Raw genomic sequence first — 24,930 nt, forward strand, 5'->3', positions numbered from 1 at the left:
CCCGGTGCCGCGGCACCGGGTGGCCTGCTCGAACCCGATGCAAAGGAGCACCATGACAGATCCCACCACCGGCGTGCTGACGCGCGACGTCGTCGTCGTCGGCGCGGGAGCGGCGGGCCTCACCGCGGCGAATGAGCTGCGCAAGGCCGGCCTCTCGGTCGCCGTTCTCGAAGCGCGCGACCGGGTCGGCGGGCGCCTGCACACCGATGTGATCGACGGCGCCATGCTCGAAGTGGGCGGACAGTGGGTCTCGCCCGACCAGGAGGCCCTGATCGAGACGCTCGAGGACCTCGGGCTGGAGACCTACTCCCGTTACCGCGAGGGCGACTCGGTGTACATCAACGCCGAGGGTGCGCTCACGCGGTTCACCGGCGAGATCTTCCCCGTGCCCGAGGCGACCGAGAAGGTGATGGTCGACCTCATCGAGCGGCTCGACCGGATGGTCGCAGAGATCGACCCGGACCGTCCGTGGGAGCATCCCGACGCCGAGGAGCTCGACCGCACGTCCTTCGAGGCGTGGTTGGCGGCGCAGACCGACGATGTCGAGGCCCGCGACAACATCGCGCTCTTCATCGCGGGGGCGATGCTCACCAAGCCGCCCCACGCGTTCTCCACCCTTCAGGCACTGCTCATGGCGGCCTCGGCCGGGAGCTTCTCGCACCTGGTCGATGCCGATTTCATCCTCGACAAGCGCGTCGTCGGGGGTCTGCAGCAGGTGCCGCTCCTCCTTGCCGAGCGTCTGGGGGGCGACGTCTTCCTCGATCAGCCGGTGCGTCGCATCGAGTGGAGCGACGGCGGCGTGACCGTGGAGGCCGACCGGATGACGGTGCGCGCCCGCTTCGTCATCCTGGCCCTGGCGCCGGTGCTCTACCCGCGCATCTCGTTCTCGCCGCCCCTGCCGAGACTGCAGCACCAGATGCACCAGCACATCTCGATGGGATTCGTCATCAAGGTCCACGCGGTCTACGACCGCCCGTTCTGGCGGGAGCAGGGGCTCTCGGGCACGGCCTTCAGCCCGTACGAGCTTTCGCACGAGGCCTACGACAACACCAACCACGGCGACGGGCGCGGCACCCTGGTCGGGTTCGTCTCCGACCGGCATGCCGACGACGTCTTCCGCCTTTCGGCCGAGGAGCGCAAGGAGCGGATCCTCGAGTCGCTCTCGCACTACTACGGGCCCGAGGCGAAGAACCCGGTGGTCTACTACGAAAGCGACTGGGGGACCGAGGAGTGGACGCGCGGCGCGTACGCCGCGAGCTTCGACCTCGGCGGGCTCGCGCGGTACGGCGCGGATCAGCGCGAGCCGGTCGGCCCGATCCACTTCGCCTGCAGCGACATGGCGGGCCTCGGCTACCAGCACGTCGACGGCGCCATCCGCATGGGCCAGCTCGTCGCCGCGAACATCGTCGAGGCGGCGCGCGCATGAGCGGCCGCATCGTCGTCGGCTACACCGCGACGGATGCCGGAGCCGATGCGGTCGCCCTGGGGGCGCGGCTCGCGAAAGCGACGAGCGCGCAGCTCGACCTCGTCGTGGTGCTTCCCAGCGACGACCGCAGCGTCATCACACCCCCGAACGCCAGCTACGACCGCTACCTGCGCGAGCAGGCGACGACCTGGTTGGAGGGCGCGGCCGCCGGCATCCCCGCAGACATCGCGCACGTCGGCCACGTCCGCTACAGCGACTCGTTCGCCGAGGGCCTGATCGCCGCCGCCGACGAGTTCGGCGCGTCGCACATCGTTGTCGGCGCGGCCAACGGAGGCCTGCGCGGCCGCCATCGCCTCGGCACGGTCGCGACCGAGCTGCTGCACTCCTCCGACGTGCCGGTCGTCCTCGCCCCTGAAGGGTCGCGCCGCCAGGACGCGTCCCTCGGCCTCACCCGCATCACAGCCGCGATCGGCACACGTCCGGGCGCCGAAGCGCTCATGGAGGAGAGCGTGGCGCTCGCCGCGGCGACCGGGGCGGAGCTTCGGCTGCTGTCGCTCGTCTCGGTCGACCTGCCGTCGAGCGTCGACACCGGCGTCATCCGTCTGGCCGGCGCCGCCCACGCCGACGACGTGCTCACCAAAGCGCTCGCGTCGCTTCCCGAAGGCATCACGGCCGACGTCGTCGTCGCGCGTGGCGAGAGCATCGAGGACGCCGTCTCGCACCTCAGCTGGGAGCCCGGTGAGCTTGCGATCGTCGGATCGAGTCGCCTCGCGCAACCCCGGCGGCTGTTCCTCGGCTCGACGGCAGCGAAGATGCTGCACGAGCTTCCCGTCCCGATGGTCGTCGTGCCCCGAACGCGCGTCCACGAAAGCATGAACGGAGAGCGGCGATGAGCGCTGCACACCGCGGGTCGCGAAGCGGCGGCCCGACACCGACCGCCACGGCCCCCGCACCCGAGGCACTGACCGGCGGGCTGTCCAAGAAGGGCCTGAGCGCGGGCACGGTCGGCCTCATCGGCGCGGTCGTCATCGGCATCTCCTGTATCGCGCCGGCCTACACGCTCACCGCGGCGCTCGGCCCGACGGTCTCGGAGGTCGGTTTCCAGGTTCCGGCCATCATCCTGCTCGGGTTCATCCCGATGCTCCTGGTCGCGTTCGGATACCGCGAGCTCAACCGCACCATGCCCGACTCGGGCACCTCGTTCACGTGGGCCGTGCGGGCGTTCGGTCCGTGGGTGGGGTGGATGGCCGGCTGGGGCCTCGTCGCGGCGACGATCCTCGTGCTGTCGAACCTCGCCGGCATCGCCGTGGAGTTCCTCTTCCTGCTGATCGACCAGATCGCGGGAAGCCCCGGGACGATCGCCGAACTCGCCTTCAACCCCTTCATCAACGTCGCGGTGTGTCTGCTGTTCATGCTGGGTGCGACCTTCATCTCCTATCGGGACATGCAGACGACCCAGAAGCTGCAGTACGTGCTGGTGAGCTTCCAGGTGCTGGTCCTCCTCGTCTTCTCCATCGCCGCCTTCGTGCACGTGGCGAACGGCACGGCGTTCGACGCGAGTCCGGTCGAGGCCTCCTGGTTCAATCCGCTGACCGTCACGCCGGCGATCGCGATCGTGGCCGGTCTGTCGCTGTCGATCTTCATCTTCTGGGGGTGGGATGTCACGCTCACGATGAACGAGGAGACCCGCAACCCCGAGAAGACGCCCGGACGCGCCGCGACCGTCACCGTGGTGACGATCGTCACGCTGTACCTCCTCATCTCGATCGCGCTGCTCGCCTTCGCGGGCACGGGCGAGGAGGGGTTGGGCCTGGGGAACCCCGACATCCAGGCGAATGTCTTCTTCTACCTCTCCGGGCCCATCCTGGGGCCGCTCGCGTTCCTGGTCTCGCTCGCCGTGCTCACGAGCTCGGCGTCGTCGCTGCAGTCGACGTTCGTGGGCCCGGCCCGCACGCTCCTCGCGATGGGGCACTATGGCGCGCTCCCGCCCGCGTTCGCCCGCGTCTCGCCGCGGTTCTTCACACCCGGGTACGCCACCGTCGTCTCGGCCGTCGTGGCGTCGGTGTTCTACGCGGTGATGCGCTTCATCAACGAGAACGTGCTGTGGGACACCATCACGACACTCGGCATGATGATCTGCTTCTACTACGGCATCACGGCGTTCGCGTGCGTGTGGTACTTCCGCCGGCAATGGTTCGACTCGGTGCGCAGCTTCGTCTTCACGCTGCTGTTCCCGCTGGTCGGCGGTGTGATCCTGGCTGCCCTGTTCGTCATCACCCTGGTGGAGAGCCTCGACCCCGACTACGGCAGCGGCACCGAGTGGTTCGGGGTCGGAAGCGTGTTCGTGCTCGGCGTGGTCATCATCGGTCTCGGTATCGTCATCATGATCTGGCAGGCGATCAGGCGTCCGGCGTTCTTCCGGGGGGAGACGCTCAGCCTCGACGCGCCGGAGAGCCTCCGGCGTCGCTGACCATCAGACGGCGGTGGCCGATACGACCTGAACGACAAGAAAGGCACGAAACCGATGAGTGACTATGCCGTCATCAACCCCGCCACGGGGGAGACCCTCGCCACCTACCCGACGATCAGCGACGACGAACTGGCTGCAGCGATCGATCGGGCCGACATCGCCTATCGCTCCTGGCGCCACCTGCCGGTCTCGGAGCGCGCTGCGCTGCTCCGCCGGGTCGCCGACCTGCACCGAGAGCGTCGCGACGAACTGGCGGCCATCATCGTGCGCGAGATGGGCAAGCCGCTCGTCGCGGCCCTCGGCGAGGTCGACTTCGCCGCCGACATCACCGAGTACTACGCGAACGTCGCCGAGCGGGTCACCGCCGACCAGCCGCTGGAGATCGAGGGGGAGGGTACCGCCGTCATCCGTCGGACGCCGCTCGGAGTTCTCCTGGGCATCATGCCGTGGAATTTCCCGTACTACCAGGTCGCGCGCTTCGCGGCCCCGAACCTGATCCTCGGCAACACCATCCTGCTCAAGCATGCGCCGCAGTGCCCCGAGTCCGCGGCCGCCCTGGAGGCGATCTACCGCGACGCGGGACTTCCCGTCGGTGCGTACACGAACATCTACGCCACGAACGATCAGGCCGCGGCGGTCATCGCCGATCCGCGCGTCCAGGGCGTGTCGGTCACGGGCTCGGAACGGGCCGGTGCGGCGGTCGCCGAAGTCGCCGGGCGTCACCTGAAGAAGGTCGCTCTCGAGCTCGGCGGATCAGATCCCTTCATCCTCCTGTCCACGGATGATCTCGACGCCACCGTGCAGGCGGCGGTGGACGCCCGTCTGGACAACAACGGACAGTCGTGCAACGCGGCCAAGCGCTTCATCGTCATCGACGAGCTGTACGAGCCCTTCCTCGAGAAGTTCTCCGCGGCGATGGGCGCGGCGAAAGTGGGCGATCCGCTGGCCGAAGACACCGTCCTCGGTCCGCTCTCCTCCGAGACGGCGGCCGAGCGACTGCAGAAGCAGATCGATGACGCCGTCTCCCAGGGGGCCCGGCTGGTGACGGGAGGGGCGCGGGACGGCGCCTTCTTCCCGGGCACGGTGCTCACCGATGTCACGCCGGAGATGGATGTCTACGGCGAGGAGCTCTTCGGCCCGGCGGGAGTCGTCTACCGCGTCAAGGACGAGGCAGAGGCCATCCGCGTCGCCAACGACACCGGCTTCGGGCTGGGATCGTATGTCTTCACCACCGATCCTGAGCAGGCCCAGCGCGTGGCCGACAAGATCGATGCCGGCATGGTCTACGTCAACGTGGTGCTGGCCGACTCGCCCGAGCTCCCGTTCGGTGGGGTGAAGCGCTCGGGTACCGGACGCGAACTGGGACTCATCGGCGCCGACGAGTTCGTCAACAAGAAGCTCATCCGGGTCGCCGGCTGAGTGCGTCGGGGGCGGCGCGGCATCGTGCCGCACCGCCCCCGACGTCGCTCTGCGTGGTTCAGGCCGCGAGGACCACGTCCGCGCTTGCCACCTCGATCTGCAGCGCCGCGCCGACGTCGGCGTTGGTGAGCATCCCGTCGTGCGTGCTGAGGCCGGCCTTCAGCGCCGCATCGGCGCGCAGCGCGTCCTGCCATCCGCGGTCGGCCAGGCGCAGCACGTAGGGCGCAGTGGCGTTCGTGAGGGCCCGCGTGGCGGTCTCGGGAACGGCACCGGGCATGTTCGCGACGCAGTAGTACAGGCTCTCGTGCACGGCGAAGGTCGGCTCATCGTGGGTGGTGGGGCGCGAGCCCTCGAAGCAGCCGCCCTGGTCGATGGCGATGTCCACCAGCACCGACCCCGGCTTCATCGCCGCGACCATGTCGTCGGTGACGAGCTTGGGTGCGGCCGCCCCGGGGATCAGGACCGATCCGATGACGAGATCGGCGTCGACGAGCTGGTCGGCGATCTCGAGGGGTGAGGAGTGGCGGGTCTGGATGAGACCGCCGAACTCCGATTCCAGGGCGCGCAGGCGGGGGAGCGAGATGTCGATCACCGTGACGTCGGCCCCGAACCCCACGGCGTTGCGGGCAGCGTTCTCGCCGGCCACCCCGCCGCCGATGACGACGACCTTGCCCTTGCGGGTGCCGGCGATTCCGCCGAGGAGCGTGCCGCGTCCCCCGGCCGGACGCATGAGGTTCGTGGCACCGACCTGGATCGAGAGGCGTCCGGCGACCTCGCTCATGGGGGTGAGCAGAGGCAGCGAGCGATCGGGGAGCTGCACTGTCTCATAGGCGATCGAGGTGACCCCGCTCGAAAGCAGCGCGTCGGTGCACGCGCGCGAGGCAGCGAGGTGGAGGAAGGTGAAGAGCACCTGCCCTCGTCGCATCCTGCCGTATTCGGCGGCGATCGGCTCCTTGACCTTGAGGATCAGGTCGCCCTGCTCCCACACCTCGTCCGCGCTCGCGGCGATCCGGGCTCCCGCGGCGGAGAAGTCGGCGTCGGAGATGCGCGATCCCTCCCCGGCGCCAGATTGGATGACGACCTCGTGGCCGCGGCGCCGCAGCTGGTCCACGATCGCGGGCGTCGCTGCCACGCGATCTTCGTTGTTCTTGATTTCTGCTGGGATACCGACGCGCATCACAGCTCCTTTCGCAGTTGATGAATAGTGTTGGAGAAAAGTCGTCAGGATGGCAGTCCTTCCGATGAAGATTCGGCGGATACCGCTGATCGGCGGGTCTGCAACGAAGAAGGAGGTGTCGGATGACGCGTGAGCCGAACGATCCACAGCCTGTTCCGCTGGACGAGCTCGATCGCCGGATCCTCGAGGCGGTCACGGCGGACGGCAGAATCACCAACGCGGCGCTGGCAGAGCAGGTCGGTGTCGCCCCGTCCACCGCTCACACGCGCCTCCGGGGGCTCATCGACCGCGGAGTCATCTCGTCGTTCACCGCGAGCGTCGCCCAGGCCAGGCTTGGAAGAGCGCTGCAGGCCCTGGTCGGGGTGACGCTCCGCCCCGGTGCTCGGCAGGCCAGCATCACCGATTTCGCTGAACACACCCGCTCGCTGGCGGAGGTGGTGCAGGTGTTCTTCCTCGGCGGCGCCGACGACTTCATCGTCCACGTCGCGGTGACCGACTCCTCAGCGCTGCGACGATTCGTCGTCGAGCAGATCTCGGGTCATGACCGCGTGGCTTCGACGCGGACGAACATCATCTTCGACTACCACCGCAACGCCGTCGTCGATTCGTTCCGCTGATCCCCGGGCTGCATGGCCGACGGATGTGTTGACTTCGATGAACGCATAGTGAACACTCGTGCGTATAACGCACACTTCCCGCCCCGTTGTCATGCCTCGAAGGAGCAGCTCCCGATGAACACCCCCGCCTCCCGCCGCGTTCTCGTCGGCCTTGCCGCCTTCTCCGCCCTCGGGCTCGCACTCGCGGGCTGCACCTCGGGTTCCGCCGCGGACGCCGGCGATTCGGACCTCTCGATCGAGGTCGCCGGAGTCACGATCGAGACGAACGACGAGCTCGCCGCGCTTGTGCCCGACGACGTGGCCGAACGGGGAACCCTGACGGCCATCCAGTTCGACAACGCCCCCGCCGACACGTTCCTCGACGAGAACGACGAGATCGCCGGATGGGGTCCTGACCTCGGTCGCGCGGCTGCAGCGCTCCTCGGATTGGAGTACACCGCAGAGGTGTCGGGCGCGTTCGACACATTCATCCCGGGGATCGAGAACGGCCGATTCGACAGCTCCTGGGCGTCGATCATCGTGACGCAGGAGCGGCTCGACGTCGTCGACATCGTCGCCGTGCACGAGAGCACGACCGGGGTCATCACGAGTGAGGACGCGGGCCTGGACATCAGCACCCCGGAGGACCTCTGCGGCCTGCGTGTCGGGGCCTTGGCGGGCTCGGCGTTCCTCATCCAGATCGAGGAGATCGTCGCCATCTGCGAAGACGCCGGGGAGCCTGCTCCGACCATCGACTCCTTCCCGCAGCAGGGCGCGGCGCTGCTGGCCGTCAGCTCCGACCGCATCGACGCGTTCATGACCGCCAAGGGGCAGCTCTCGTGGCTGCTGCGCGAGGACAGCAGCGCCGAGGGTCTCGAGATCCAGCCGCTGGACTACCAGCCGAACCTCGAGGGCGTGGCCGTGGGGAAGGACTCCGGCATGACCGAGGCCATCGCGGCGGCCATGAACCAGCTGATCGAGGACGGGACGTACGAGACGATCATGACCAGCTGGGATGTCGATTTCGGCCTCCTCGACGAGGCGGTCGTCAATCCGAGCGTCGAGCAGTGACCTCGACCGGCACAGATGAGGCACCCGACGATCGTCGGAGCCGGGGGCCGCTGACGGCGACGCTGCAGATCGGCCGAGGTCCGGAGGGGCCGCGGGTACGGACCACCACCGGGCGCCAGATCGCTCTGAAGGCCGCGGGCTGGGCGCTGCGCATCCTGCTGGTGCTGTTCGTGCTCGAGATCATCTCGAAGTTCCTCACCGCCGATGCCATGCGGTGGGATGTCGTCGGCGAGTACCTGTTCAGTGCCCGCGTGCTTCAGGGGGTCGGCCTGACCCTGTTCCTCACCGCGGTCGCGATGGTGCTCGGCTGCCTCATCGGGTTGATCCTCGCCCTGATGAAGATCTCGAACAGCCTGCTGTTCAACGTGGCGGCCGATGGCTACATCTGGCTGTTCCGGGGGACGCCCCTGCTGGTGCAGCTGCTGTTCTGGTACAACCTCGCCAGCTTCCTCCCCAAGCTCACCCTCGGGATCCCGTTCGGCCCGCAGTGGTTCGAATGGGACACCAACACGGTGATCAGCTCCCTCATCGCCGCGCTGCTCGGGCTCGGGTTGAACGAGGCTGCGTACATGTCCGAGATCATCCGTGCCGGCATCCAATCGGTCGATCAGGGCCAGAGTGAGGCTGCGGCCGCGCTCGGCATGTCGCGCCGTCGCGCGATGCGGCGCATCGTCCTGCCGCAGGCGATGCGGGTCATCGTCCCACCGACGGGCAACCAGGTGATCTCGATGCTCAAGGGAACGAGCCTGGTCAGCATCGTCGCCATCAGTGAGCTTCTCTACACCGTCCAGGTGATCTACGCGCGTACGTTCGAGACCATCCCGCTTCTGGTGGTGGCGTGCATCTGGTACCTCGTGCTGACGACCGTGCTCTCCATCGGCCAGCACTACATCGAGAAGTACTACGCGCGCGGCGCCACCCGCAGCGCTCCCGACACGTACGCCCAGAAGCTGCGCAAGCTCCTTCCCCGCACCACGCCCTCTTCGGGGCTGAAAGAGAAGGCGCCGGTATGACAACGATCGTCGATCCCGTCATCCGTCTGCAATCGGTGAGCAAGAGCTTCGGATCGCTTGCGGTCCTCCATGCCGTCGATCTCGAGGTCTTCCGCGGCGAGGTCGTCTGCGTGATCGGTCCATCCGGGTCGGGGAAGTCCACGCTGCTGCGCTGCATCAACCACCTCGAGACCCCGACCGCGGGGATCGTATGGCTCGGTGACGAGCCGGTGGGGGTGCGTGAGAGCCGGGGCCATCTCATCGAGATCGCCCCGGCGGAGCTCGCACGTCAGCGCACCGAGATCGGCATGGTGTTCCAGAACTTCAATCTCTTCGGTCACATGACGGTGCTGCAGAACATCATCGAAGCTCCGATCCAGGTGCTGCGCACCCCGCGTGCCGAGGCGGAGACCCATGCGCGACAGCTGCTGGAGTGGGTACAGCTGAGCGGCAAGGAGTCGGCCTACCCGCGGCAGCTCTCCGGCGGTCAGCAGCAGCGCGCGGCGATCGCCCGGGCTCTGGCCATGCGCCCGCGCGTCATGCTCTTCGACGAGCCCACCTCGGCCCTTGATCCCGAGACCGTCGGGGAGGTGCTCTCCGTCATGCGGCGCCTCGCGTCCGAGGGATTGACGATGATCGTCGTCACGCATGAGATCGAGTTCGCGCGGGAGGTCGCCGACCGGGTGGTGTTCATGGACGACGGACGGATCGTGGAAAGCGGCAGTGCGGCAGAGGTGCTCGATCGCCCGGTGGAGGAGCGCACCCGACGCTTCCTCTCCCGAATCCTCGACACGCGCTCCGCGGAGGATGCCGGCGAATCTTTCCCATGATCGGGGATGCGGTCCCCGTGGTTCTGGGGCAAGATGGACATGGTGAACGCACAGTGAACGTGTGTGCGGTAAGCGAACAAAAGGCGAGGATACTTCCGTGATGACCCCCCGCGATCGACGGATGCGGCATGTCCGCCCCTGACCTGACCGGCCGCACCGTGCTGGTCCTCGGTGCCGCGGGCGCCATGGGGCGCTCGGCGGCGCGCACGCTCGCGGGGCACGGGGCGCGCGTGATCGTCGCCGACGAGGATGTCGCGCAGCTCGAGGCCGCCTTCGGCGCCGATGACCGCTTCCAGGTGTGGGAAGCCGACGTCACCGACGGCACCCACGTGCAGCGGTTGGCCGCGGAGTTCGACGACACCGAGGTGCTGATCCACTGCGCCGATGCCGGATCGACCGCGGCTGTCCCGATGACGGCGGAACAGGACCTCGTCGATGCGTTCACCGCCGAGGTCGCGTCGTGCTGGGCAGCGCTTCGCCATTTCGCTCCCGCGATGGCCGCCCGGGGTCGCGGATCGATCATCGCCTACTCGGGGACTCGTGCCGCGACGGGCGGGGAACGCGGCACGCGCTCGATGACCTCGGAGGCGATCAATCAGATGGTGCGGGAGTTCGCTCAGGAGCTCCAGCCCCACGGTGTGCGGGTGAATGCCCTGGCGCCCGCCGGCGATCAGGATGAGACGGCGCTGCGCTTCCTCGCCTCCGATGTCTCGCGACACGTCACCGGCGCCCTCGTGGTGATCGAGTCGGGGTGGAGCGTCATCGAACGCATCGAAGAGGGCGTCGGCACACGCTGAGATCAGCAGGTCAGCGCACGTAGGTGGCGCCGTTGACGTCGAGCGTGGCGCCGCTCAGATGGCGAACCCGACCGCCGGCCAGCAGCGCGATGAGCTCGGCGATCTCGGCCGGCGGGACCATCTCGCCCATGGCGAGCGTCTGCAGCACGGCGTCGCGCCCGCCGCGGTCGGCTCCCGCTGAGGCGGACATCGCGGTGTCCACGGCGCCGGGGGCGATCAGGTAGGTCAGGACGCCGTCGGCTGCGTACGCGCGGGCGACCGTCTTCAGAGCCGCAGCCGTCGCCGCCTTCGAAGCGGCGTAGGCGACGAGGTTGGGGTTTCCTGCTCCCCGCTGTGTCACCCAACTGCTGAGTCCGACGATCGTGCCGCCGCCCTCGGTCAGGAAGTGCGCCAACGACCGTCGGATGAGGGTGAGCTGGCTGAGCGTGTTGACCTGCAGGGCCCGTTCGAAGGTGTCGTTCCACGCGTCGTCGATGTCATCGAGCTCGACCTTGGGCATGATCGCCGCATTCAGAACCACCACGTCGATCCGTCCCGCCCAGTCCAGAGCGGCCTGCCACAGTTCGGATGCGCCCCGCGGGTCGGCGAGGTCGGCCTGGACGATCGTGGCTTTTCCCTCGGGGAAAGCGGCGATGGCCTCCAGGGCCCCCTCGGGATTCGAGCGGCAATGCCCGATGACCCGGGCGCCGGTCGACGCGAGCCGCTCGACCGTTGCGCGGCCGATCCCGCCGGACGCGCCCGTGACGAGGATCGTCCGTCCCGCCAGCTCGGTCATCGTCCACCGCCGACGCGGTCGGACGTGGGGAGATCAGCAGGCGGACGGGTCATGATTGCCTCCGGGAACGGTCGCGGGACGTCGAAAACCAGCATAATGGATCCGGTTCGTATGGCGAATGAACGTGCGTCCTGCGAACGAGACAGAGGAGACGCGGATGAGAGTGACCACCCCCGGCATCAGCGGCGACGCGGAGGGCGATGGCGCGCTGTGCTTCGACGGCCGCACCGTGCCCGTCACCGCCACCGACTCGGTCGCCAGCGCGATGGTCGCGGCGGGAGAGCGGGGCAATCGCGCCGATGACGCGGGCGGTCGGCGCGGGATCTGGTGCGGCATGGGCGTGTGTCATGAGTGCGCGGTGCGCATCGATGGCGAGGATGCCCGGCTCGCCTGCATGACCCCCGCGCGGGACGGCCAGATCGTCGAGACCCAACCGCCCCGGCGTCGGGTTCCCGCCGCGTCGGCCCCGGCGCGCCCCGAGACCGAGATCGCGCCCGACGTCCTCGTCATCGGGGCCGGGCCCGCAGGTCTCGTCGCTGCGACAGATCTCGCCGCAGCGGGTCTGGATGTGCTGCTGGTCGATGATCGTCCCAAGCTCGGAGGGCAGTACTACAAGCAGCCCGACCCGGCGTTCCACGTCGAGGAGGACCGCCTGGACGGGCAGTACACCGCGGGTCGCCGGTTGATCCGCGCGGCTCAGACCGCGGGGGTGCGTACCCTCCTCGGCACCACGGTGTGGGCGGCCTTCGAGCCCGATCGCCTCCTCGCGCGGTCGGAGCGGGAGCGCTGGATCATCCGCCCCCGACGCGTGGTGATCGCCGCCGGCGCCTATGAGCGCGGCGTGCCGATCCCGGGGTGGACCCTCCCGGGTGTCATGACCACCGGTGCCGGCCAGACCCTGCTCCGGTCCTACCAGGTCTCTCCCGGCGACCGTGTCCTCGTGGCGGGGAACGGCCCCTTGAACGTTCAGCTGGCCGCTGAGCTGTCGCGCGGGGGAGTGAACGTCGTCGCGCTGGTCGAGGCCGCGCGGATCTTCTCGCCGCTTCGAGCAGCCGCGGTCGCGCGCATGGCCCTCGCCGTCCCCGGTCTCACCGCCGACGGCGTCCGTTACCTCGCCGAGCTGACCGCGCGCCGGGTTCCGATCATCACCGGCGCGGCCGTGGTGGGGCTCGAGGGGGATCCCGCAGACGGTGTCTCCCGCGCGAACATCGGGCGCATCGATGAACAGGGGCGGATGACGCGGGAGCTCCGGTCCTTCGACGTCGACGCGGTGTGTCTCGGCTACGGCTTCCTCCCGGGAAACGATCTCGCACGATCGCTCGGGTGCCGGCACGAGGTGGATGCGGCCCGCGGAGCGTTGCGCACGGTCACCGACGGTGACGGCCGCACATCGATCGAGTCGGTCTTCGCGATCGGAGACACTGCCGGCGTGCGCGGCGCGAAGTTCGCCCAGGCGCAGGCGAAACTGGCTGCGGCCGCCATCCGCAGAGACCTCCGGGGCGAGCCGTCGGGCGCCCCGCGGCAGGCGGCGGCGGACGCACTCCGTCAGGCGGCGTTCCAGCGGGCCGTCAACACGCTGTTCGCGGCCCCGGTCCTCACCGACCAGCTCGCCCGGCCCGACACGGTGGTCTGCCGTTGCGAAGGCACGACGTACGGCGACCTCGCCGAGTCGATGACCGACGGCGTGACGACGGCCGGCGCGGTCAAGCGCGTCACGCGCGCCGGCATGGGCAAATGCCAGGGGCGGTACTGCGGACCGGTCCTCACGGCGATGCAGGCTGCGCGCACCGGTGTCGCCGTCGCGGAGCGCTCCGGGTTCGCCCCGCAGGCCCCGGTCAAGCCGGTTCCGCTCGGGGACGTCGCCCAGGGGTGAGAGCCGTCGGCCCGGAAGCGCTCCGCCCGCTCAGAACCGGGTCGGGGCGAACGGCGCGAGGTCGAGTCCCGGATCCTTGCCCTGGGCCAGATCGGCGAGGATCCGCCCCATGAGGGGGGCCGCCGTGAAGCCCATGTACGGATAGAACCCGACGACGACGTCGCCCTCGGCCGTCACGGGGCCGATGATCGGCCGGTGGTCGGGGGTTCCGTTGCCGATGCCGGTCCAGGTGCGAAGGAGCGCGAGGTCGGCGATCATCGGGGCGATGCGGATCGCCATCGCCAGGTTCGCACGCAGCGAGTCGGGGTTGACGACCCATTCCCCGGCGGCATTGCGCCGAGCCGGCCATCCGCCGCCGATGAGCAGGGTGCCGGACTGCGCCTGCTTGAAGGTCAGCTTTCCGCCGGCGTAGTAGAACAGGTGCGCCACCATCGGATCGACGCGCTCGGTGACACTCACCTGCACCGCGCCGCTCGAGATCGGCAGGTCGAGGTCGAAGTGGCGGGCCAGGTCCGGCATCCCGTCCCCTCCCGCGAGGACGACGCGCCGCGCCCGCACATCACCGCCGGGGGTCCGGATGACGCGCGTGTCGCCGTCGCGATCGAAGCCCACCGCCGGGGTCTGGGTGCGTACGAGGGCTCCCGCCTCGACGGCGCGGCGCGCGAAGGCCGGCGCGACGAGCAGGGGATTCGCCTTCCCCTCGATGGGGCACAGCTCTCCGCCGACGACGGCATCGCTGAGCCACGGCGCGAGGCTTCGGAGTTCGTCGGCGGACAGCATCCGGCTGGGAATGCCGATCCGATTCTCGAGCGCGACCTTCCGCTCGATCGCGGCGAGCTGGCTCACGTCGTCTGCGACGAGGATGCCGCCCTTCTTGGCCACCTGCAGATCCGTGCCCAGTTCGTCGCTCAGATCGTCCCAGAGCGTGAGGGAGTCGGCCAGGAATCGCAGTGCGGGCAGCCATGCCTCCGCCCACTCGGCACCTTCCTCCAGGAACGGCTCGTGCTGGATCTGACCGTGGAGGCTTCCGGCGTTTCGCCCGGACGCCTCGGTATTGAGATCGTTGCGGTCCAGGAGCACCACATCGAGTCCGGCCCGGCTCAGATGGTAGGTCGCCGAAGCCCCGCTCGCGCCGCCACCGACCACCGCGACATCGAAGACATGCCCGGGATGCTTCCGATCCACCATGCCTACACCGTATCCTGGGTGTTCACTTTACGTACAGTTGTTCGCAGAGAGGTCACTTCATGCCCGCCACTTTCTCGGGTTCCTACACCGTCGCGGTCACGCCCTTCACCGACGACCTCAGCCGGATCGACCTCGACCGGCTGCATGCGTTCCTCGATTGGCAGCTCGCGGAGGGCGTTCCCGGAATCATCATGCTCGGAACGACGGGCGAGTTCCTGTCGGTCACGCCGGAAGAGCGTCGCGAGCTGGTGGGGGCGACCGTCGAGCACATCGACGGGCGGATTCCCGTCCTCGTCGGCACAGCCGACGCCTCCACGACACGGGCGGTGCAGTTCAGCGTCGAGGCGCAGGACCTCGGGGCGGACGGCCTGATGATCGTGCCCCCCTACTACTACACGCCCACCGACGACGAGATCTATCGTCACTACGAAGCGATCGTCGGAGCGGTCGATCTGCCGATCATGCTCTACAACAATCCCGTCACCTCGAACGTGGACATGAGCGCTGAGCTCGTCGCGCGTCTGGCGAAGGACTTCGCCACGATCTCGTACATCAAGGAGTCCTCCCAGGACATCGCGCGCGTGCGCGACGTGATCGACCTCGCCGGCGACGCCATCACCGTCTACGCGGGTGAGCGGGTGGTGGACTCCTACCTCCTAGGCGCGAAGGGGTACGTCAATCCGTACGGCAACTACATCCCCCGCGCTTCCGCGGGAATCTGGGGTCTGCTGGAGGAAGGACGCATCGAGGATGCTCGACGGATCGACGATCTGATCAAGCGGTTCGACGCGATCATCGCCGCGGGGCACCCCACCTACGGTCACCAGTGCTACTCCAAGCGGCTTGCCGAGCGAGCCGGCTTCCCGATGGGCACGGTGCGCCCGCCGCTGACGACGTTCGCGCAGCTGGGAGCGGAGGGCGAAGAGCGTCTCGGGCGCATCGGCGCCGTGATCGACGAGCTGGACGACGTGACCCGCCAGCTCGGACTGTGACGATCCCATTGCAACTCCCTATAGACAAACGGCCGGTTGATCCGTCAGATTTCTTCTGAACGTAAGACGTGAGACGGACTTCTCTTTACGAAATACGGCTGAAACGAAGAATCTGTTTCCATCTGAGCAACCGCGGTTCCCCCCAACACCGAGGAAGTGACATGTCAGCACCCGTGACCGACGACGAGAAGTGGCTGCACGACGCCGTGTACGCCATGTACGACGCCTACCTGACCAGTGACCGTGCGCGAGCCGACAGCTACATCGCCGAAGACGTCACGCTCTGGGACACCGAGCACGAGCCCCTGGTCTTCGGGCTCTCGGGCCTGAATGCGCTGCGCGACAGCCGGCCCGCGGGAAGCGTCGCGGCCGTCGCCGGAATCGACGTCACCGAACCGGTCATCGACGTCTGGGACGACTTCGCGCTCGTCCGGCACACCTTCACCGTTCGTTTCACTGATCCCGCCGCCCGCCCTGAACGTGTCCGGAACACCGGCGTCTGGCGGCGGCGAGAGGGCACGTGGCTCCTCGTCCACAATCACGAAGACGTCCTGCCCGAGCAGTAACCCCCCACCCGAGAAAGAAGAGTCCCGTGAAAACACCCAGAAGGCTCCTCACGGCGGCGACCCTCGTCGCCGCCACGGCCCTCGCCCTCGCCGCGTGCGCGGCTCCGGCCGACACCGACACCGACCAGCCCGATGGCGAGCAGAGCGAATCGCTCGTCATCGACAAGTCCTTCGACCTCGTCACGGCCGACCCCGCGCGGATGTTCGAGACCACCGGAAACATCGTGCTGCACGCGGTCTATGACAGCCTCCTCACCTTCGCGGATGGGGATGCCACCGAGCCGCTGCCGAGTGTGGCGTCCGAATGGTCCGTCAACGACGACGCGACGGAGTACACCTTCACGATCCGCGACGGCATCACGTTCTCCGACGGCACCCCGCTGACGGCCGAAGACGTCGTCTTCTCGCTCAACCGCGTGAAGAACGTCCAGGGCAACGGATCCTTCCTGATGAGCGGCCTGAGCGTCACCTCGCCGGACGAATCCACCGTGGTCATCACGTCGGAGACGGCGAACACCGCGGTCCCGGCCATCGTGACCAGCCCCACGCTCGGAATCGTCAACAGCGCTCTGGTGAGCGAGAACGGCGGCACGGACGCCGAGGATGCCGCCGAGACCGACACGGCGGAGGAGTTCTTGAACACCACCTCCGCCGGCAGCGGACCGTACATGCTCGAGACCTTCGACACGACCACCGAGACCGTGCTCGTGGCGAACCCCGAGTACTGGGGCGAGGCGCCGGTGTACGACCGCGTCGTGCTGCGCAACGCCACCGCAGAGGCGCAGCTGATGGACATCCAGAGCGGGACGGCCGACATCGCGCTCGACCTCGGTTCGGACCAGATCAACGGTCTCGGCGGCGATGTCGTGATCGACACCGCACAGGCGCCGACGATGTTCTTCTTCTTCCTCAACGCCAACCCCGAGGTCTCCGAGATCACCTCGTCGCCCGACTTCCGCGAGGCCGTCCGGTACGGCATCGACTTCGATGCGATGCTCGAGCTCGCCGGCGAGGGCGCAGAACGCGCCTACGGGATCATCCCCTCGTCGTATCTGGGGGCGCTCGGAGCAGACAGCGCCGTCGAGCGCGACGTCGAGCGCGCCCAGGCTGCCGTCGAGCGACTGGGTGGCGATGTCACCGTCGAGCTGGAATACGCCAGCGACTTCTCGAGCAACGGTCTGAGCATGGGCCCGTTCGCCGAGCGCATCGCGGCACAGCTCGCCGAGGTCGGCATCACCGTCAACCTCGCTCCCGGCCCGATCGCGACGACGCTCGAGAGCTACCGCGCGGGTACCGAAGAGATGGGCCTGTGGCTGTGGAACCCGGACTACCCGGACTCGGCCGACTACCTCGCGTTCGGCCCCGGTGGGATCGTCGGCGAACGCGCCGGCTGGACGGCCGGGATGGCGCCTGAGATCGAAGCGGTCATGGAGGAAGTGCGCAGCGAGATCGACCCCGCGGCACGCGAGCCTCTTTACCAGGAGTTCCAGGAGCTCAGCAACGAAGCCGGTGTGATCGTGCCGCTGTTCCAGCCCGCGGCGTCGGTGGTGTCCACGTCCGCTGTCGGCGAGGTCGCGTACGACCCGGTATTCTCGCTCGACATCGCGGCCATCGGTCGCTGAGCACGGGGAGCACGCTCCCGGGAACGCATCCGGGAGCGTGCTCTCCTCCCCTTCCCCCCACCCCATCCAGATCGAGGTCGTCGCGTGGCATTGTTCATCGCCAAACGTCTCGGCGCTGCCCTTCTCCTGGTCGTCGGCACCATCCTGGTGGCGTTCGTGCTCACCGCCGTCCTCCCCGGCGACGCCGCGACGGCGCGCCTGGGCGAACAGGCCGCTGCGAACCCCGAGATCGTCGAGGCGATGCGCCGGCAGATGGGGCTCGACCGCCCCCTGTACGAGCAGTTCTTCATCTATCTCGGCGGGCTCTTCCGTGGTGACCTCGGCGACTCCGTCCAGACCACGCGCCCCGTCCTGACCGATCTCATGCTGTTCGGGCCCGCCTCTGCAGAGCTGGCGCTCTCGGCCACGCTGATCGCCGTCGTGGTCGGCGGCGGGCTGGGAATCGTGGCGGCCCTGCGGGCCAACACCGCGGTGGACAACGTGCTGCGGGCATTCAGCCTCGGCGGCGTGTCCATCCCGATCTTCTGGTTCGCGTTGATCGCCACCTCGATCTTCGCCACCCGGCTGCAGTGGTTCCCCTCCTCCGGGCGATTGGACGCGGGAGAGATCCCGCCGCCACGTGTCACCGGCTTCTACACGATCGACTCGCTGCTGGCCGGCGACCTGCCCCTGTTCTTCCAGGCCGTGGATCACCTGATCCTCCCCGCCATCGTGCTGTCGGCACCGATGGTGGGGCTGCTGATGCGCTTCACCCGGGCTTCCGTGCTCGACGTCCTCGGACAGGAGTACATCCGCGCCGCCGAAGCCAAGGGCCTCAGTCCCCGCTCGGTCGTCTTCGGTCACGTCCTCCGCGGCGCGCTCGTGCCGGTGATCACCGTCGTGGGAACGGCCTTCGCGTCGCTTCTGGCGGGAACGGTGCTGGTCGAGCAGATCTTCGCCTGGCCGGGCATCGGCTCCTACGCCTACCGGGCGGCCTCCACGCTCGACCTGTCGGCGATCGTGGGAGTGACGATCTTCGTCGCGCTGATCTACATCTTCGTGAACCTGATCACCGACATCCTGTACGGCATCATCGACCCGAGGATCCGGCGCGCATGAGCACCACAGAGAAGGCCCTCGACACGGTCGATCCCATCGAGGCGGCAGACGGTCGTCGATGGATGCCGCGCTGGCGCCTCCCCGCGGCGTGGCGGCGTCCGCTCGCGATCGTCGGCATCGTCATCGTGGTGTTCTGGATCGTCGTGATCATCTTCGCGCCGCTGCTGGCTCCCTACGATCCGCTCGCCCAGGACTCGGCCCGCTTCCTGCCGCCCTCGCTCGAGCATCCCTTCGGCACCGACGGAGTGGGGCGCGATGTCCTCTCGCGCGTGATCTACGGCGCCCGCATCAGCATCCCCATCGCCATCATGCTCGTCGCGCTCTCGCTCATCGTCGGCTCGACGGTGGGAGCCGTCGCGGGGTACTTCGGTGGCGCCGTCGATGCCGTCCTGATGCGCATCGTCGACCTGTTCTTCTCCTTCCCCGCCATCATCCTGGCGATGGCCGTCTCTGCGGCCCTCGGCCCGTCGCTGGTGAATGCGGTGCTGGCGATCGTGGTGGTGTCGTGGCCCGCTTATGCGCGCGTGACCCGATCGCTCGTGCTGGGGCTGCGCGACAGCAACTTCATCGCCGCCTCCCGGCTGCTGGGTGCATCGTCGCTTCGCACACTGCTTCGCGACATCGCGCCGAACATCCTCGGCCCCATCGCCGTGATCTCGACGCTCGAACTCGGCAACGCCATCCTGCTGCTGGCGGGGCTCAGTTACCTCGGTCTCGGTGCGGTGCCCCCCACCCCCGAGTGGGGGGCCATGGTCTCCGAAGGGTCGCGGGTGTTCTACAACTACTGGGTGGCCCTCTTCCCGGGCGTGGCGATCCTCAGCATCGTGCTGGCGTTCAACTTCATCGGCGACTCGCTCCGCGACGCGCTCGACCCCCGCACCTCGCGCGCCGTGCAGGCGGTGGAACTGTGAACGCGCCTCTCCTCGATGTCCGCGACCTCCGCCTGCGCTTGGGCGGTCGTGCCCTGGTCGACGGGGTCTCGCTCTCGGTGGCCCCGGGCGAGATCGTGGGGCTGGCCGGCGAGAGCGGAAGCGGCAAGACCCTCACCGCCCTGACCGCCCTCGGGCTCATCCCCGATCGCTCGGCGACGGAGGGGGAGGTGCTGTTCGACGGTCGCGACGTCCTGACCCTCAGCAAGCGCGATCTCCGGGCGCTGCGGGGGGACCGCGTCTCCGTGGTGTTCCAGGACCCGATGACGTCCCTGCATCCGATGCTGACCATCGAACGACAGCTGACCGAGCACCAGCTCGTCCATCGATCGGTGACGCGCAAGCAGGCGCGCCAGCGCGGCATCGAGCTGCTGGACCGCGTCCGAATCCCCGACCCGCACCTCGCGATCCGCTCGTATCCTCACCGGTTCTCCGGGGGGATGCGGCAGCGCATCGCGATCGCGTCGGCGCTGGCCTGCGAGCCCGAGCTGCTGATCGCCGACGAAGTGACCACCGCCCTCGATGTCACCGTGCAGGCCGGAATCCTCCGACTTCTCGAGGGACTCCGGCAGGAGCTGGGCATGGCCATGCTGTTCATCACACACGACCTGGCGGTGATGAACGTGCTGACCGATCGCCTGTACGTCATGCGCTCCGGTCGCGTGGTCGAGTCGGGCTCCACGCGAGAGGTGCTCGCCGCCCCCACCGACGACTACACCCGGGCGCTCGTGGACGCCCTGCCCGACACGGAGGCCATCGCATGAGCGCACTGGAGGTGCAGGACGCCGTCGTGGAATACCGAGTCCCCGGCGCGAAGACCGTTCGGGCGGTCTCGGGGGTCTCCCTCCGGGTCGAGGCGGGCGAGGTCCTGGGCCTGGTCGGCGAATCCGGCTGCGGCAAGTCCTCGCTCGGCAAGGCCATCGTGGGTCTGAACCCGCTCAGCTCCGGACACATCCTGGTCGAGGGGCGCGAACTCGCGCCCCTCCGCCGGCGCGCCCGGCCGGTGGCCGACCGTGCCGTGCAGATGGTCTTCCAGGATCCGTACTCCTCCCTCAACCCGCGGCGCCGGATCGGTCGCCAGATCCAGGATGCGATCTCCGCCCGCGGCGGCTCGGCGCGAGCCGGAGAGCTGCTCGAATCCGTCGGCTTGCCGGCGTCGGCCCTCCTGCGCTTCCCCCACCAGTTCTCGGGAGGACAACGCCAGCGCATCGCGATCGCCCGCGCCCTGGCATCCGATCCGAGCGTGATCGTCGCCGACGAACCGGTGTCGGCACTGGACGCCTCGACCCGGCAGCAGGTGGCGGGCCTCCTCTCGGACACCGCGACCGCCCGGGGGGTCGCACTGCTGATGATCTCGCACGACCTGTCGGGATTGCGCACCATCGCCCACCGCCTGGCGGTGATGTACTTCGGACGCATCGTGGAGACGGGGCCGACCGAGGCGATCTGGGCACAGCCGCGTCACCCCTATACGCGCACGCTCATCGGCGCCATTCCGCGGATGGGCCGGGGAGCGCCCCTGCCGAGCGAACCCGACCGGCGCGTCCCGCGAGAGGTGAGCGACGAGGACGCCCGACTGGTGGAATGCGCACCCGGCCACTTCGTCGCCGCCGAAGCCGTGGAACAGGATGTCACGAAAGTAATGTGAAAGGTCACTCTGGCTTTTCAAGTTCAAAGCATTGGCGGGATGTACGTGACATTCGCTAGCCAAACGGCGGTGAGATGAGGCAGACTGTTCCCATGCTCACCACCGATTCCGCGTCGGGCACCGACACCCTCTCGACCCCCTTCGATCACGCTGCGCGGCAACGCCGGCTCTGGGAGAAGATGGACGCCGCGGGCGTCGACGTGCTGTTCCTTCCCGCGTCCCAGTCCGACCTGGAGTACTTCACCGGGGTCCCACGACGTGCGCCGTCGTTCGGGAACATCGGCTACACCAACCACTGGATCTCGGGGGCCTTCGTCAGCCCCGGCGAGGAGCCGCTGTTCGTCCTGACGCGCCACTTCCAGGAGTTCGACCTCCCCGAGGGGGTCTCGGGCGAGGTGGTCACCGCCACCGAAAGCGATGACGGCCGCGAGGTGTTCCGCCGCGCCTTCGACAGCTACCGCGCGCGTACGGGTGTGGTGGCGATCGGCGGGCGCCCGACCGATGAGCACTGCGCTCACGAGGGCGTGAGCTCGGAGCGGATCGCGCTGGCCGGTCGCACCTGGGCCGAGACCGCCGTCGAGCTGCGCAACCACCGGCCGGAGGCCGAGTTCGTCGTCGCCGATGGTCTCATCAACGAGATCCGACGGATCAAGGATGACCAGGAGATCGCCCTCATGCGGCGATCGGCCGCCATTGTGGACCACGTGATGCAGGCGGTGGCTCCTCTGGTCGTGTCGGGGGTGACCGAGCTCGATCTCGCCGCCGAGGTGGATCTGCAGATGCGGCGCCTGGGGTCTCCCGGTGCCTCGTTCGACACCGGCGTCTGGGCGATGGGGCCGGCGCTGGGTCGCGATGCCTCGGTGCGGGTGTCGACGAACACGCTCGGCCCGGGGTCGGGCGTCAGCTTCGACTTCGGTGCCATCACCCGGGGCTACTGCTCCGACTTCGGGCGCACGGTGCACATCGGCGATCCGAACGAGGAGTACCTCGAGGTCTACGACATCGTCATCGCCGCCCAGGAGGCCGGGCGTCGAGCCGCGGTCGTCGGGGCGACGGGAGGCGATGTCCACCGAGCGACCCGCGCGGTCATCGAGGACGCGGGATACGGAGATTGGTTCCGTCACCGCACCGGCCACTGCATCGGACTCGATGTCCACGAGCTGCCGTACATCTCCGAAGAGGATGAGACGCCTCTGGAAGCAGGGATGCTCTTCACCATCGAGCCGTCGGTCTTCTGGCCCGGCCGGGTGGGGGTCCGCGTCGAGGACGTGTTCCTGCTCTCCGACGACGGCTGCGCGTCGATCAACGACCACCCCAACGCGCCCGTCGTCAACTGACCTGCGGGGGTGCTTCCCTCTTGTGGCACCCCCGCAGCCCTTCGCGTGCCGCTGTCACCCCGGTGGACGCCGACCGTATGCTCGATCCGACAGTGATCGACGAAGACCATCATCACGACCAGACAAGGAACGGCATGGCCCGATCATCCTCGCCGGAGGAACCGCCGGAGGTCCGCGCGAAGCGCTCGCCCATGTCGAACATGACCCGTGAGGTGGAGAAGCCCCACCCGGTGGTCGAACTCGACGAGATCGACCGGAGGATCCTCTTCCTGCTCAGCGACGACCCGCGGGTGTCCCAGCGCCAGCTCGCTCGTGCGGTGGGGATGTCGCCTCCGGCCGTCGGCGAGCGCATCGCGCGTCTGGAGCGGCAGCAGGTCATCAGGGGGTACACGACCGTCGTGGACTGGTCGGCGCTCGGCTACCCGGGGCTGGTCTACATCCCGATGACGCTCGCGACCGACGCCGATCTCGGGGAGATCCTGACCGAGCTCCGGTCGATCTCCGAGCTCACCGAGCTGGTCGTCGTCACCGGCAGCTTCGACATGATCGCTCGGTTCCGCATCCGCGATCATGCCCACCTGCAGGCGCTGCTGCTGGATCGGATCTGGCCGATTCGCGGCCTCCAGCGCATCGAGACGTTCCTCAGCCTCGGCGAGGTCATCCGCGAACGCGCGGTGCGCGAACTGCTCGAGGGCTCTGTCGACGACGCCGCGGACGACGTCGAGGACCACTCCGGCGACGACGCCGCCTGACGGTTCCCGATCTGGTTCGACCGCGAACGCCGGCGCGCTGCCGCGCGCGCGGACGGTAATTCAAATGTTCGGAGTTTCACGTAAGATTCTTGGCGATGGGAAATTCCAGAGCATTGTGGTGTTTACGAATGATTCCGGATGACGCACACCGTCGTGCGTTCGGCTCCCCCCTGTCAGAAAGGACCTGAGATGCCACGCACCGCCGTTCCGGCGTCGCACCTGCCGCACTCGGGCATCCGCGAGATCGTGGACCTGGCATTGGGTTCGTCATCGCCGATGATCCGTCTCGAGATCGGCGAACCGGACTTCCCGACACCGGCACACATCATCGACGCCGCCTTCGAAGCGGCGCGGAAGAAGACCTCCTACGTGCAGACCGCCGGCATCCCCGTGCTGCGTGAGGCGATCTCCGAGCGTCTGGCGGGTGATTACGGCCTCCGGGCACCGATCGAACGCGTTCTCATCTCCCACGGCGCCGTCCAGGCGGTCGACGCCGTAATGGCGGCGGTGGTCGCGGCGGGGGACGAGGTCCTCATCCCCGACCCCGCGTGGCCGAACTACGAGATGCAGGCGACCCTGCTCGGCGCCGTTCCGGTGCGCTACGGTCTGCGTCCCGAAGACGCCTTCCAGCCGGACCTCGCCGAGATCCGTGCGCTCGTGACGCCCCGGACGCGGGTGATCGTGATCAACTCTCCGAGCAATCCCACCGGCGCGGTGATGCCCGCCGAGACGGTGGCGGCGATCGTCGATTTCGCCGTGTCGCGCGACATCCTCGTCATCAGCGACGAGGTCTACGACGAGATGGTCTTCGACGGGGGACACACCACGGCTGCGGCCCTGGCTCCGCAGCACGTCGTGTCGGTCTTCAGCTTCTCCAAGACCTACGCCATGACCGGATGGCGCGTGGGATACGCGCTCGTGCCGAGCTGGCTCGCCGACACCGTCGTTCGCATCCTCGAGCTGCAGTCCTCGTGCGTGTCCAGCGTCACCCAGGCCGCCGCGCTGGCGGCGATCACGGGTCCGCAGGAGATCGTCGGCGAGATGCGCGACGCCTACCGCCGGCGTCGCGATCTGGCGGTCGGCATCCTCGCCGGTGCCGGTACCGAGATCGTCCGCCCGCACGGTGCCTTCTATCTGATGCTTCCGCTCCCCGGTGACATCGATGCGCGCAGCGCAGCGCTCGAGCTCGTCGCTCACGGTGTCTCGTTCGCTCCGGGCACCGCCTTCGGTCGGCAGACCCCGCACCATCTCCGGGTGTCGCTCGCGGCCGCCGACGAGACGATCCGCGAGGGACTCGGCCGCTTCCTCACGTGGCGGGACGCACGTCTGACGCTGCCGACCGGCTCTGGTGTCTCGGTCCGAGGAGCCTGAC

General features: G+C 68.5%; 23 protein-coding genes. 20 read left to right on the plus strand and 3 right to left on the minus strand.

From position 1 onward, the window contains the following. The first annotated feature begins 52 nt into the window (after window positions 1-52). The 4 genes from V6S02_RS15645 to V6S02_RS15660 are packed head-to-tail and all read left to right on the plus strand — an operon-like array spanning window position 53 to window position 5,315. Window positions 53-1,426 (plus strand): flavin monoamine oxidase family protein, encoded by a 1,374-nt coding sequence (locus tag V6S02_RS15645; protein WP_336401576.1) that lies wholly within the window; start codon window positions 53-55, stop codon window positions 1,424-1,426. Then, entirely contained in the window at window positions 1,423-2,319 is an 897-nt protein-coding gene (locus tag V6S02_RS15650) for a universal stress protein (protein WP_124294006.1), read from the plus strand. The genes V6S02_RS15645 and V6S02_RS15650 overlap by 4 nt, the downstream gene beginning before the upstream one ends. After that, window positions 2,316-3,896 (plus strand): APC family permease, encoded by a 1,581-nt coding sequence (locus V6S02_RS15655; protein WP_124294005.1) that lies wholly within the window; start codon window positions 2,316-2,318, stop codon window positions 3,894-3,896. The genes V6S02_RS15650 and V6S02_RS15655 overlap by 4 nt, the downstream gene beginning before the upstream one ends. Window positions 3,897-3,950: 54 nt before the next feature. Then, window positions 3,951-5,315 (plus strand): NAD-dependent succinate-semialdehyde dehydrogenase, encoded by a 1,365-nt coding sequence (locus V6S02_RS15660; protein ID WP_336401577.1) that lies wholly within the window; start codon window positions 3,951-3,953, stop codon window positions 5,313-5,315. Between the two features lie 58 nt (window positions 5,316-5,373). On the opposite strand, the gene ald is transcribed toward V6S02_RS15660, so the two are convergent. Continuing rightward, window positions 5,374-6,492: an alanine dehydrogenase gene (ald, locus tag V6S02_RS15665; RefSeq protein ID WP_336401578.1), complete on the minus strand. Its 1,119-nt coding sequence runs from the start codon at window positions 6,490-6,492 to the stop codon at window positions 5,374-5,376. A gap of 122 nt (window positions 6,493-6,614) precedes the next feature. On the opposite strand from ald, the gene V6S02_RS15670 reads away from it, so the two are divergent. The 5 genes from V6S02_RS15670 (at window position 6,615) to V6S02_RS15690 (ending at window position 10,778) form a co-directional block, all read left to right on the plus strand. Continuing rightward, a complete protein-coding gene (locus V6S02_RS15670; RefSeq protein WP_124294002.1) occupies window positions 6,615-7,109 on the plus strand; it encodes an Lrp/AsnC family transcriptional regulator in 495 nt (164 codons plus the stop codon). Between the two features lie 114 nt (window positions 7,110-7,223). Beyond that, on the plus strand, window positions 7,224-8,159 hold the full coding sequence (locus V6S02_RS15675) for a transporter substrate-binding domain-containing protein (protein ID WP_336401579.1): 936 nt from the start codon (window positions 7,224-7,226) through the stop codon (window positions 8,157-8,159). Continuing rightward, window positions 8,156-9,172 carry an amino acid ABC transporter permease gene (locus V6S02_RS15680; RefSeq protein WP_336401580.1) on the plus strand — a complete coding sequence of 339 codons (1,017 nt, stop codon included), beginning with the start codon at window positions 8,156-8,158 and terminating at the stop codon, window positions 9,170-9,172. The genes V6S02_RS15675 and V6S02_RS15680 overlap by 4 nt, the downstream gene beginning before the upstream one ends. Then, window positions 9,169-9,981, plus strand: a complete 813-nt coding sequence (locus V6S02_RS15685; RefSeq protein WP_124293999.1) for an amino acid ABC transporter ATP-binding protein — start codon at window positions 9,169-9,171, stop codon at window positions 9,979-9,981. Before V6S02_RS15680 ends, V6S02_RS15685 begins: the two co-directional genes overlap by 4 nt. Before the next feature lie 128 nt (window positions 9,982-10,109). After that, the gene (locus V6S02_RS15690) at window positions 10,110-10,778 is read left to right on the plus strand and encodes an SDR family NAD(P)-dependent oxidoreductase (protein WP_336401581.1); all 669 of its coding nucleotides are present in this window, start codon (window positions 10,110-10,112) and stop codon (window positions 10,776-10,778) included. Window positions 10,779-10,788: 10 nt separating this feature from the next. On the opposite strand, the gene V6S02_RS15695 is transcribed toward V6S02_RS15690, so the two are convergent. Next, a complete protein-coding gene (locus V6S02_RS15695) occupies window positions 10,789-11,553 on the minus strand; it encodes an SDR family NAD(P)-dependent oxidoreductase (protein WP_336401582.1) in 765 nt (254 codons plus the stop codon). A gap of 157 nt (window positions 11,554-11,710) precedes the next feature. Between V6S02_RS15695 and V6S02_RS15700 the strand changes: the two genes are divergently transcribed. Beyond that, window positions 11,711-13,426: an FAD-dependent oxidoreductase gene (locus V6S02_RS15700; protein WP_336401583.1), complete on the plus strand. Its 1,716-nt coding sequence runs from the start codon at window positions 11,711-11,713 to the stop codon at window positions 13,424-13,426. Between the two features lie 30 nt (window positions 13,427-13,456). Here V6S02_RS15700 and V6S02_RS15705 read toward each other — a convergent pair whose 3' ends face one another. Beyond that, window positions 13,457-14,614 (minus strand): NAD(P)/FAD-dependent oxidoreductase, encoded by a 1,158-nt coding sequence (locus V6S02_RS15705; protein ID WP_336401584.1) that lies wholly within the window; start codon window positions 14,612-14,614, stop codon window positions 13,457-13,459. Between the two features lie 59 nt (window positions 14,615-14,673). Between V6S02_RS15705 and V6S02_RS15710 the strand changes: the two genes are divergently transcribed. The 10 genes from V6S02_RS15710 to V6S02_RS15755 all read left to right on the plus strand — a co-directional run bounded on the left by V6S02_RS15710 (window position 14,674) and on the right by V6S02_RS15755 (window position 24,929). Continuing rightward, the gene (locus V6S02_RS15710; protein WP_336401585.1) at window positions 14,674-15,606 is read left to right on the plus strand and encodes a dihydrodipicolinate synthase family protein; all 933 of its coding nucleotides are present in this window, start codon (window positions 14,674-14,676) and stop codon (window positions 15,604-15,606) included. Window positions 15,607-15,767: 161 nt separating this feature from the next. Further along, window positions 15,768-16,172 carry a YybH family protein gene (locus V6S02_RS15715; protein WP_124293993.1) on the plus strand — a complete coding sequence of 135 codons (405 nt, stop codon included), beginning with the start codon at window positions 15,768-15,770 and terminating at the stop codon, window positions 16,170-16,172. Between the two features lie 26 nt (window positions 16,173-16,198). Next, window positions 16,199-17,794, plus strand: a complete 1,596-nt coding sequence (locus tag V6S02_RS15720; protein WP_124293992.1) for an ABC transporter substrate-binding protein — start codon at window positions 16,199-16,201, stop codon at window positions 17,792-17,794. An 84-nt stretch (window positions 17,795-17,878) separates the two neighbouring features. Beyond that, window positions 17,879-18,892: an ABC transporter permease gene (locus V6S02_RS15725; RefSeq protein ID WP_124293991.1), complete on the plus strand. Its 1,014-nt coding sequence runs from the start codon at window positions 17,879-17,881 to the stop codon at window positions 18,890-18,892. Further along, on the plus strand, window positions 18,889-19,803 hold the full coding sequence (locus tag V6S02_RS15730; protein ID WP_205782945.1) for an ABC transporter permease: 915 nt from the start codon (window positions 18,889-18,891) through the stop codon (window positions 19,801-19,803). Before V6S02_RS15725 ends, V6S02_RS15730 begins: the two co-directional genes overlap by 4 nt. Then, window positions 19,800-20,585 carry an ABC transporter ATP-binding protein gene (locus V6S02_RS15735; protein ID WP_336401586.1) on the plus strand — a complete coding sequence of 262 codons (786 nt, stop codon included), beginning with the start codon at window positions 19,800-19,802 and terminating at the stop codon, window positions 20,583-20,585. Before V6S02_RS15730 ends, V6S02_RS15735 begins: the two co-directional genes overlap by 4 nt. Further along, a complete protein-coding gene (locus V6S02_RS15740; protein WP_336401587.1) occupies window positions 20,582-21,469 on the plus strand; it encodes an ABC transporter ATP-binding protein in 888 nt (295 codons plus the stop codon). The genes V6S02_RS15735 and V6S02_RS15740 overlap by 4 nt, the downstream gene beginning before the upstream one ends. A 92-nt stretch (window positions 21,470-21,561) precedes the next feature. After that, on the plus strand, window positions 21,562-22,806 hold the full coding sequence (locus V6S02_RS15745; RefSeq protein ID WP_164478207.1) for a M24 family metallopeptidase: 1,245 nt from the start codon (window positions 21,562-21,564) through the stop codon (window positions 22,804-22,806). 191 nt (window positions 22,807-22,997) lie between these two features. Then, on the plus strand, window positions 22,998-23,558 hold the full coding sequence (locus V6S02_RS15750) for an Lrp/AsnC family transcriptional regulator (protein WP_336401588.1): 561 nt from the start codon (window positions 22,998-23,000) through the stop codon (window positions 23,556-23,558). Window positions 23,559-23,747: 189 nt separating this feature from the next. Continuing rightward, the gene (locus tag V6S02_RS15755; protein ID WP_336401589.1) at window positions 23,748-24,929 is read left to right on the plus strand and encodes a pyridoxal phosphate-dependent aminotransferase; all 1,182 of its coding nucleotides are present in this window, start codon (window positions 23,748-23,750) and stop codon (window positions 24,927-24,929) included. Window position 24,930 lies beyond the last annotated feature (1 nt).

It is taken from the genome of Microbacterium sp. CCNWLW134, from assembly GCF_037083565.1.
Taxonomy (GTDB): domain Bacteria; phylum Actinomycetota; class Actinomycetes; order Actinomycetales; family Microbacteriaceae; genus Microbacterium.

Excerpts from the sequence above, each read along its gene's own strand:
- V6S02_RS15695 (WP_336401582.1), bottom strand. The coding sequence starts at position 11,553 with ATGACCGAGCTGGCGGGACGGACGATCCTCGTCACGGGCGCGTCCGGC.
- V6S02_RS15755 (WP_336401589.1), top strand. The coding sequence starts at position 23,748 with ATGCCACGCACCGCCGTTCCGGCGTCGCACCTGCCGCACTCGGGCATC.
- V6S02_RS15705 (WP_336401584.1), bottom strand. The coding sequence starts at position 14,614 with ATGGTGGATCGGAAGCATCCCGGGCATGTCTTCGATGTCGCGGTGGTC.
- V6S02_RS15650 (WP_124294006.1), top strand. The coding sequence starts at position 1,423 with ATGAGCGGCCGCATCGTCGTCGGCTACACCGCGACGGATGCCGGAGCC.
- V6S02_RS15715 (WP_124293993.1), top strand. The coding sequence starts at position 15,768 with ATGTCAGCACCCGTGACCGACGACGAGAAGTGGCTGCACGACGCCGTG.
- V6S02_RS15655 (WP_124294005.1), top strand. The coding sequence starts at position 2,316 with ATGAGCGCTGCACACCGCGGGTCGCGAAGCGGCGGCCCGACACCGACC.
- V6S02_RS15660 (WP_336401577.1), top strand. The coding sequence starts at position 3,951 with ATGAGTGACTATGCCGTCATCAACCCCGCCACGGGGGAGACCCTCGCC.
- V6S02_RS15675 (WP_336401579.1), top strand. The coding sequence starts at position 7,224 with ATGAACACCCCCGCCTCCCGCCGCGTTCTCGTCGGCCTTGCCGCCTTC.
- V6S02_RS15645 (WP_336401576.1), top strand. The coding sequence starts at position 53 with ATGACAGATCCCACCACCGGCGTGCTGACGCGCGACGTCGTCGTCGTC.
- V6S02_RS15710 (WP_336401585.1), top strand. The coding sequence starts at position 14,674 with ATGCCCGCCACTTTCTCGGGTTCCTACACCGTCGCGGTCACGCCCTTC.
- V6S02_RS15730 (WP_205782945.1), top strand. The coding sequence starts at position 18,889 with ATGAGCACCACAGAGAAGGCCCTCGACACGGTCGATCCCATCGAGGCG.
- V6S02_RS15745 (WP_164478207.1), top strand. The coding sequence starts at position 21,562 with ATGCTCACCACCGATTCCGCGTCGGGCACCGACACCCTCTCGACCCCC.
- V6S02_RS15700 (WP_336401583.1), top strand. The coding sequence starts at position 11,711 with ATGAGAGTGACCACCCCCGGCATCAGCGGCGACGCGGAGGGCGATGGC.
- ald (WP_336401578.1), bottom strand. The coding sequence starts at position 6,492 with ATGCGCGTCGGTATCCCAGCAGAAATCAAGAACAACGAAGATCGCGTG.
- V6S02_RS15750 (WP_336401588.1), top strand. The coding sequence starts at position 22,998 with ATGTCGAACATGACCCGTGAGGTGGAGAAGCCCCACCCGGTGGTCGAA.
- V6S02_RS15685 (WP_124293999.1), top strand. The coding sequence starts at position 9,169 with ATGACAACGATCGTCGATCCCGTCATCCGTCTGCAATCGGTGAGCAAG.
- V6S02_RS15740 (WP_336401587.1), top strand. The coding sequence starts at position 20,582 with ATGAGCGCACTGGAGGTGCAGGACGCCGTCGTGGAATACCGAGTCCCC.
- V6S02_RS15670 (WP_124294002.1), top strand. The coding sequence starts at position 6,615 with ATGACGCGTGAGCCGAACGATCCACAGCCTGTTCCGCTGGACGAGCTC.
- V6S02_RS15690 (WP_336401581.1), top strand. The coding sequence starts at position 10,110 with ATGTCCGCCCCTGACCTGACCGGCCGCACCGTGCTGGTCCTCGGTGCC.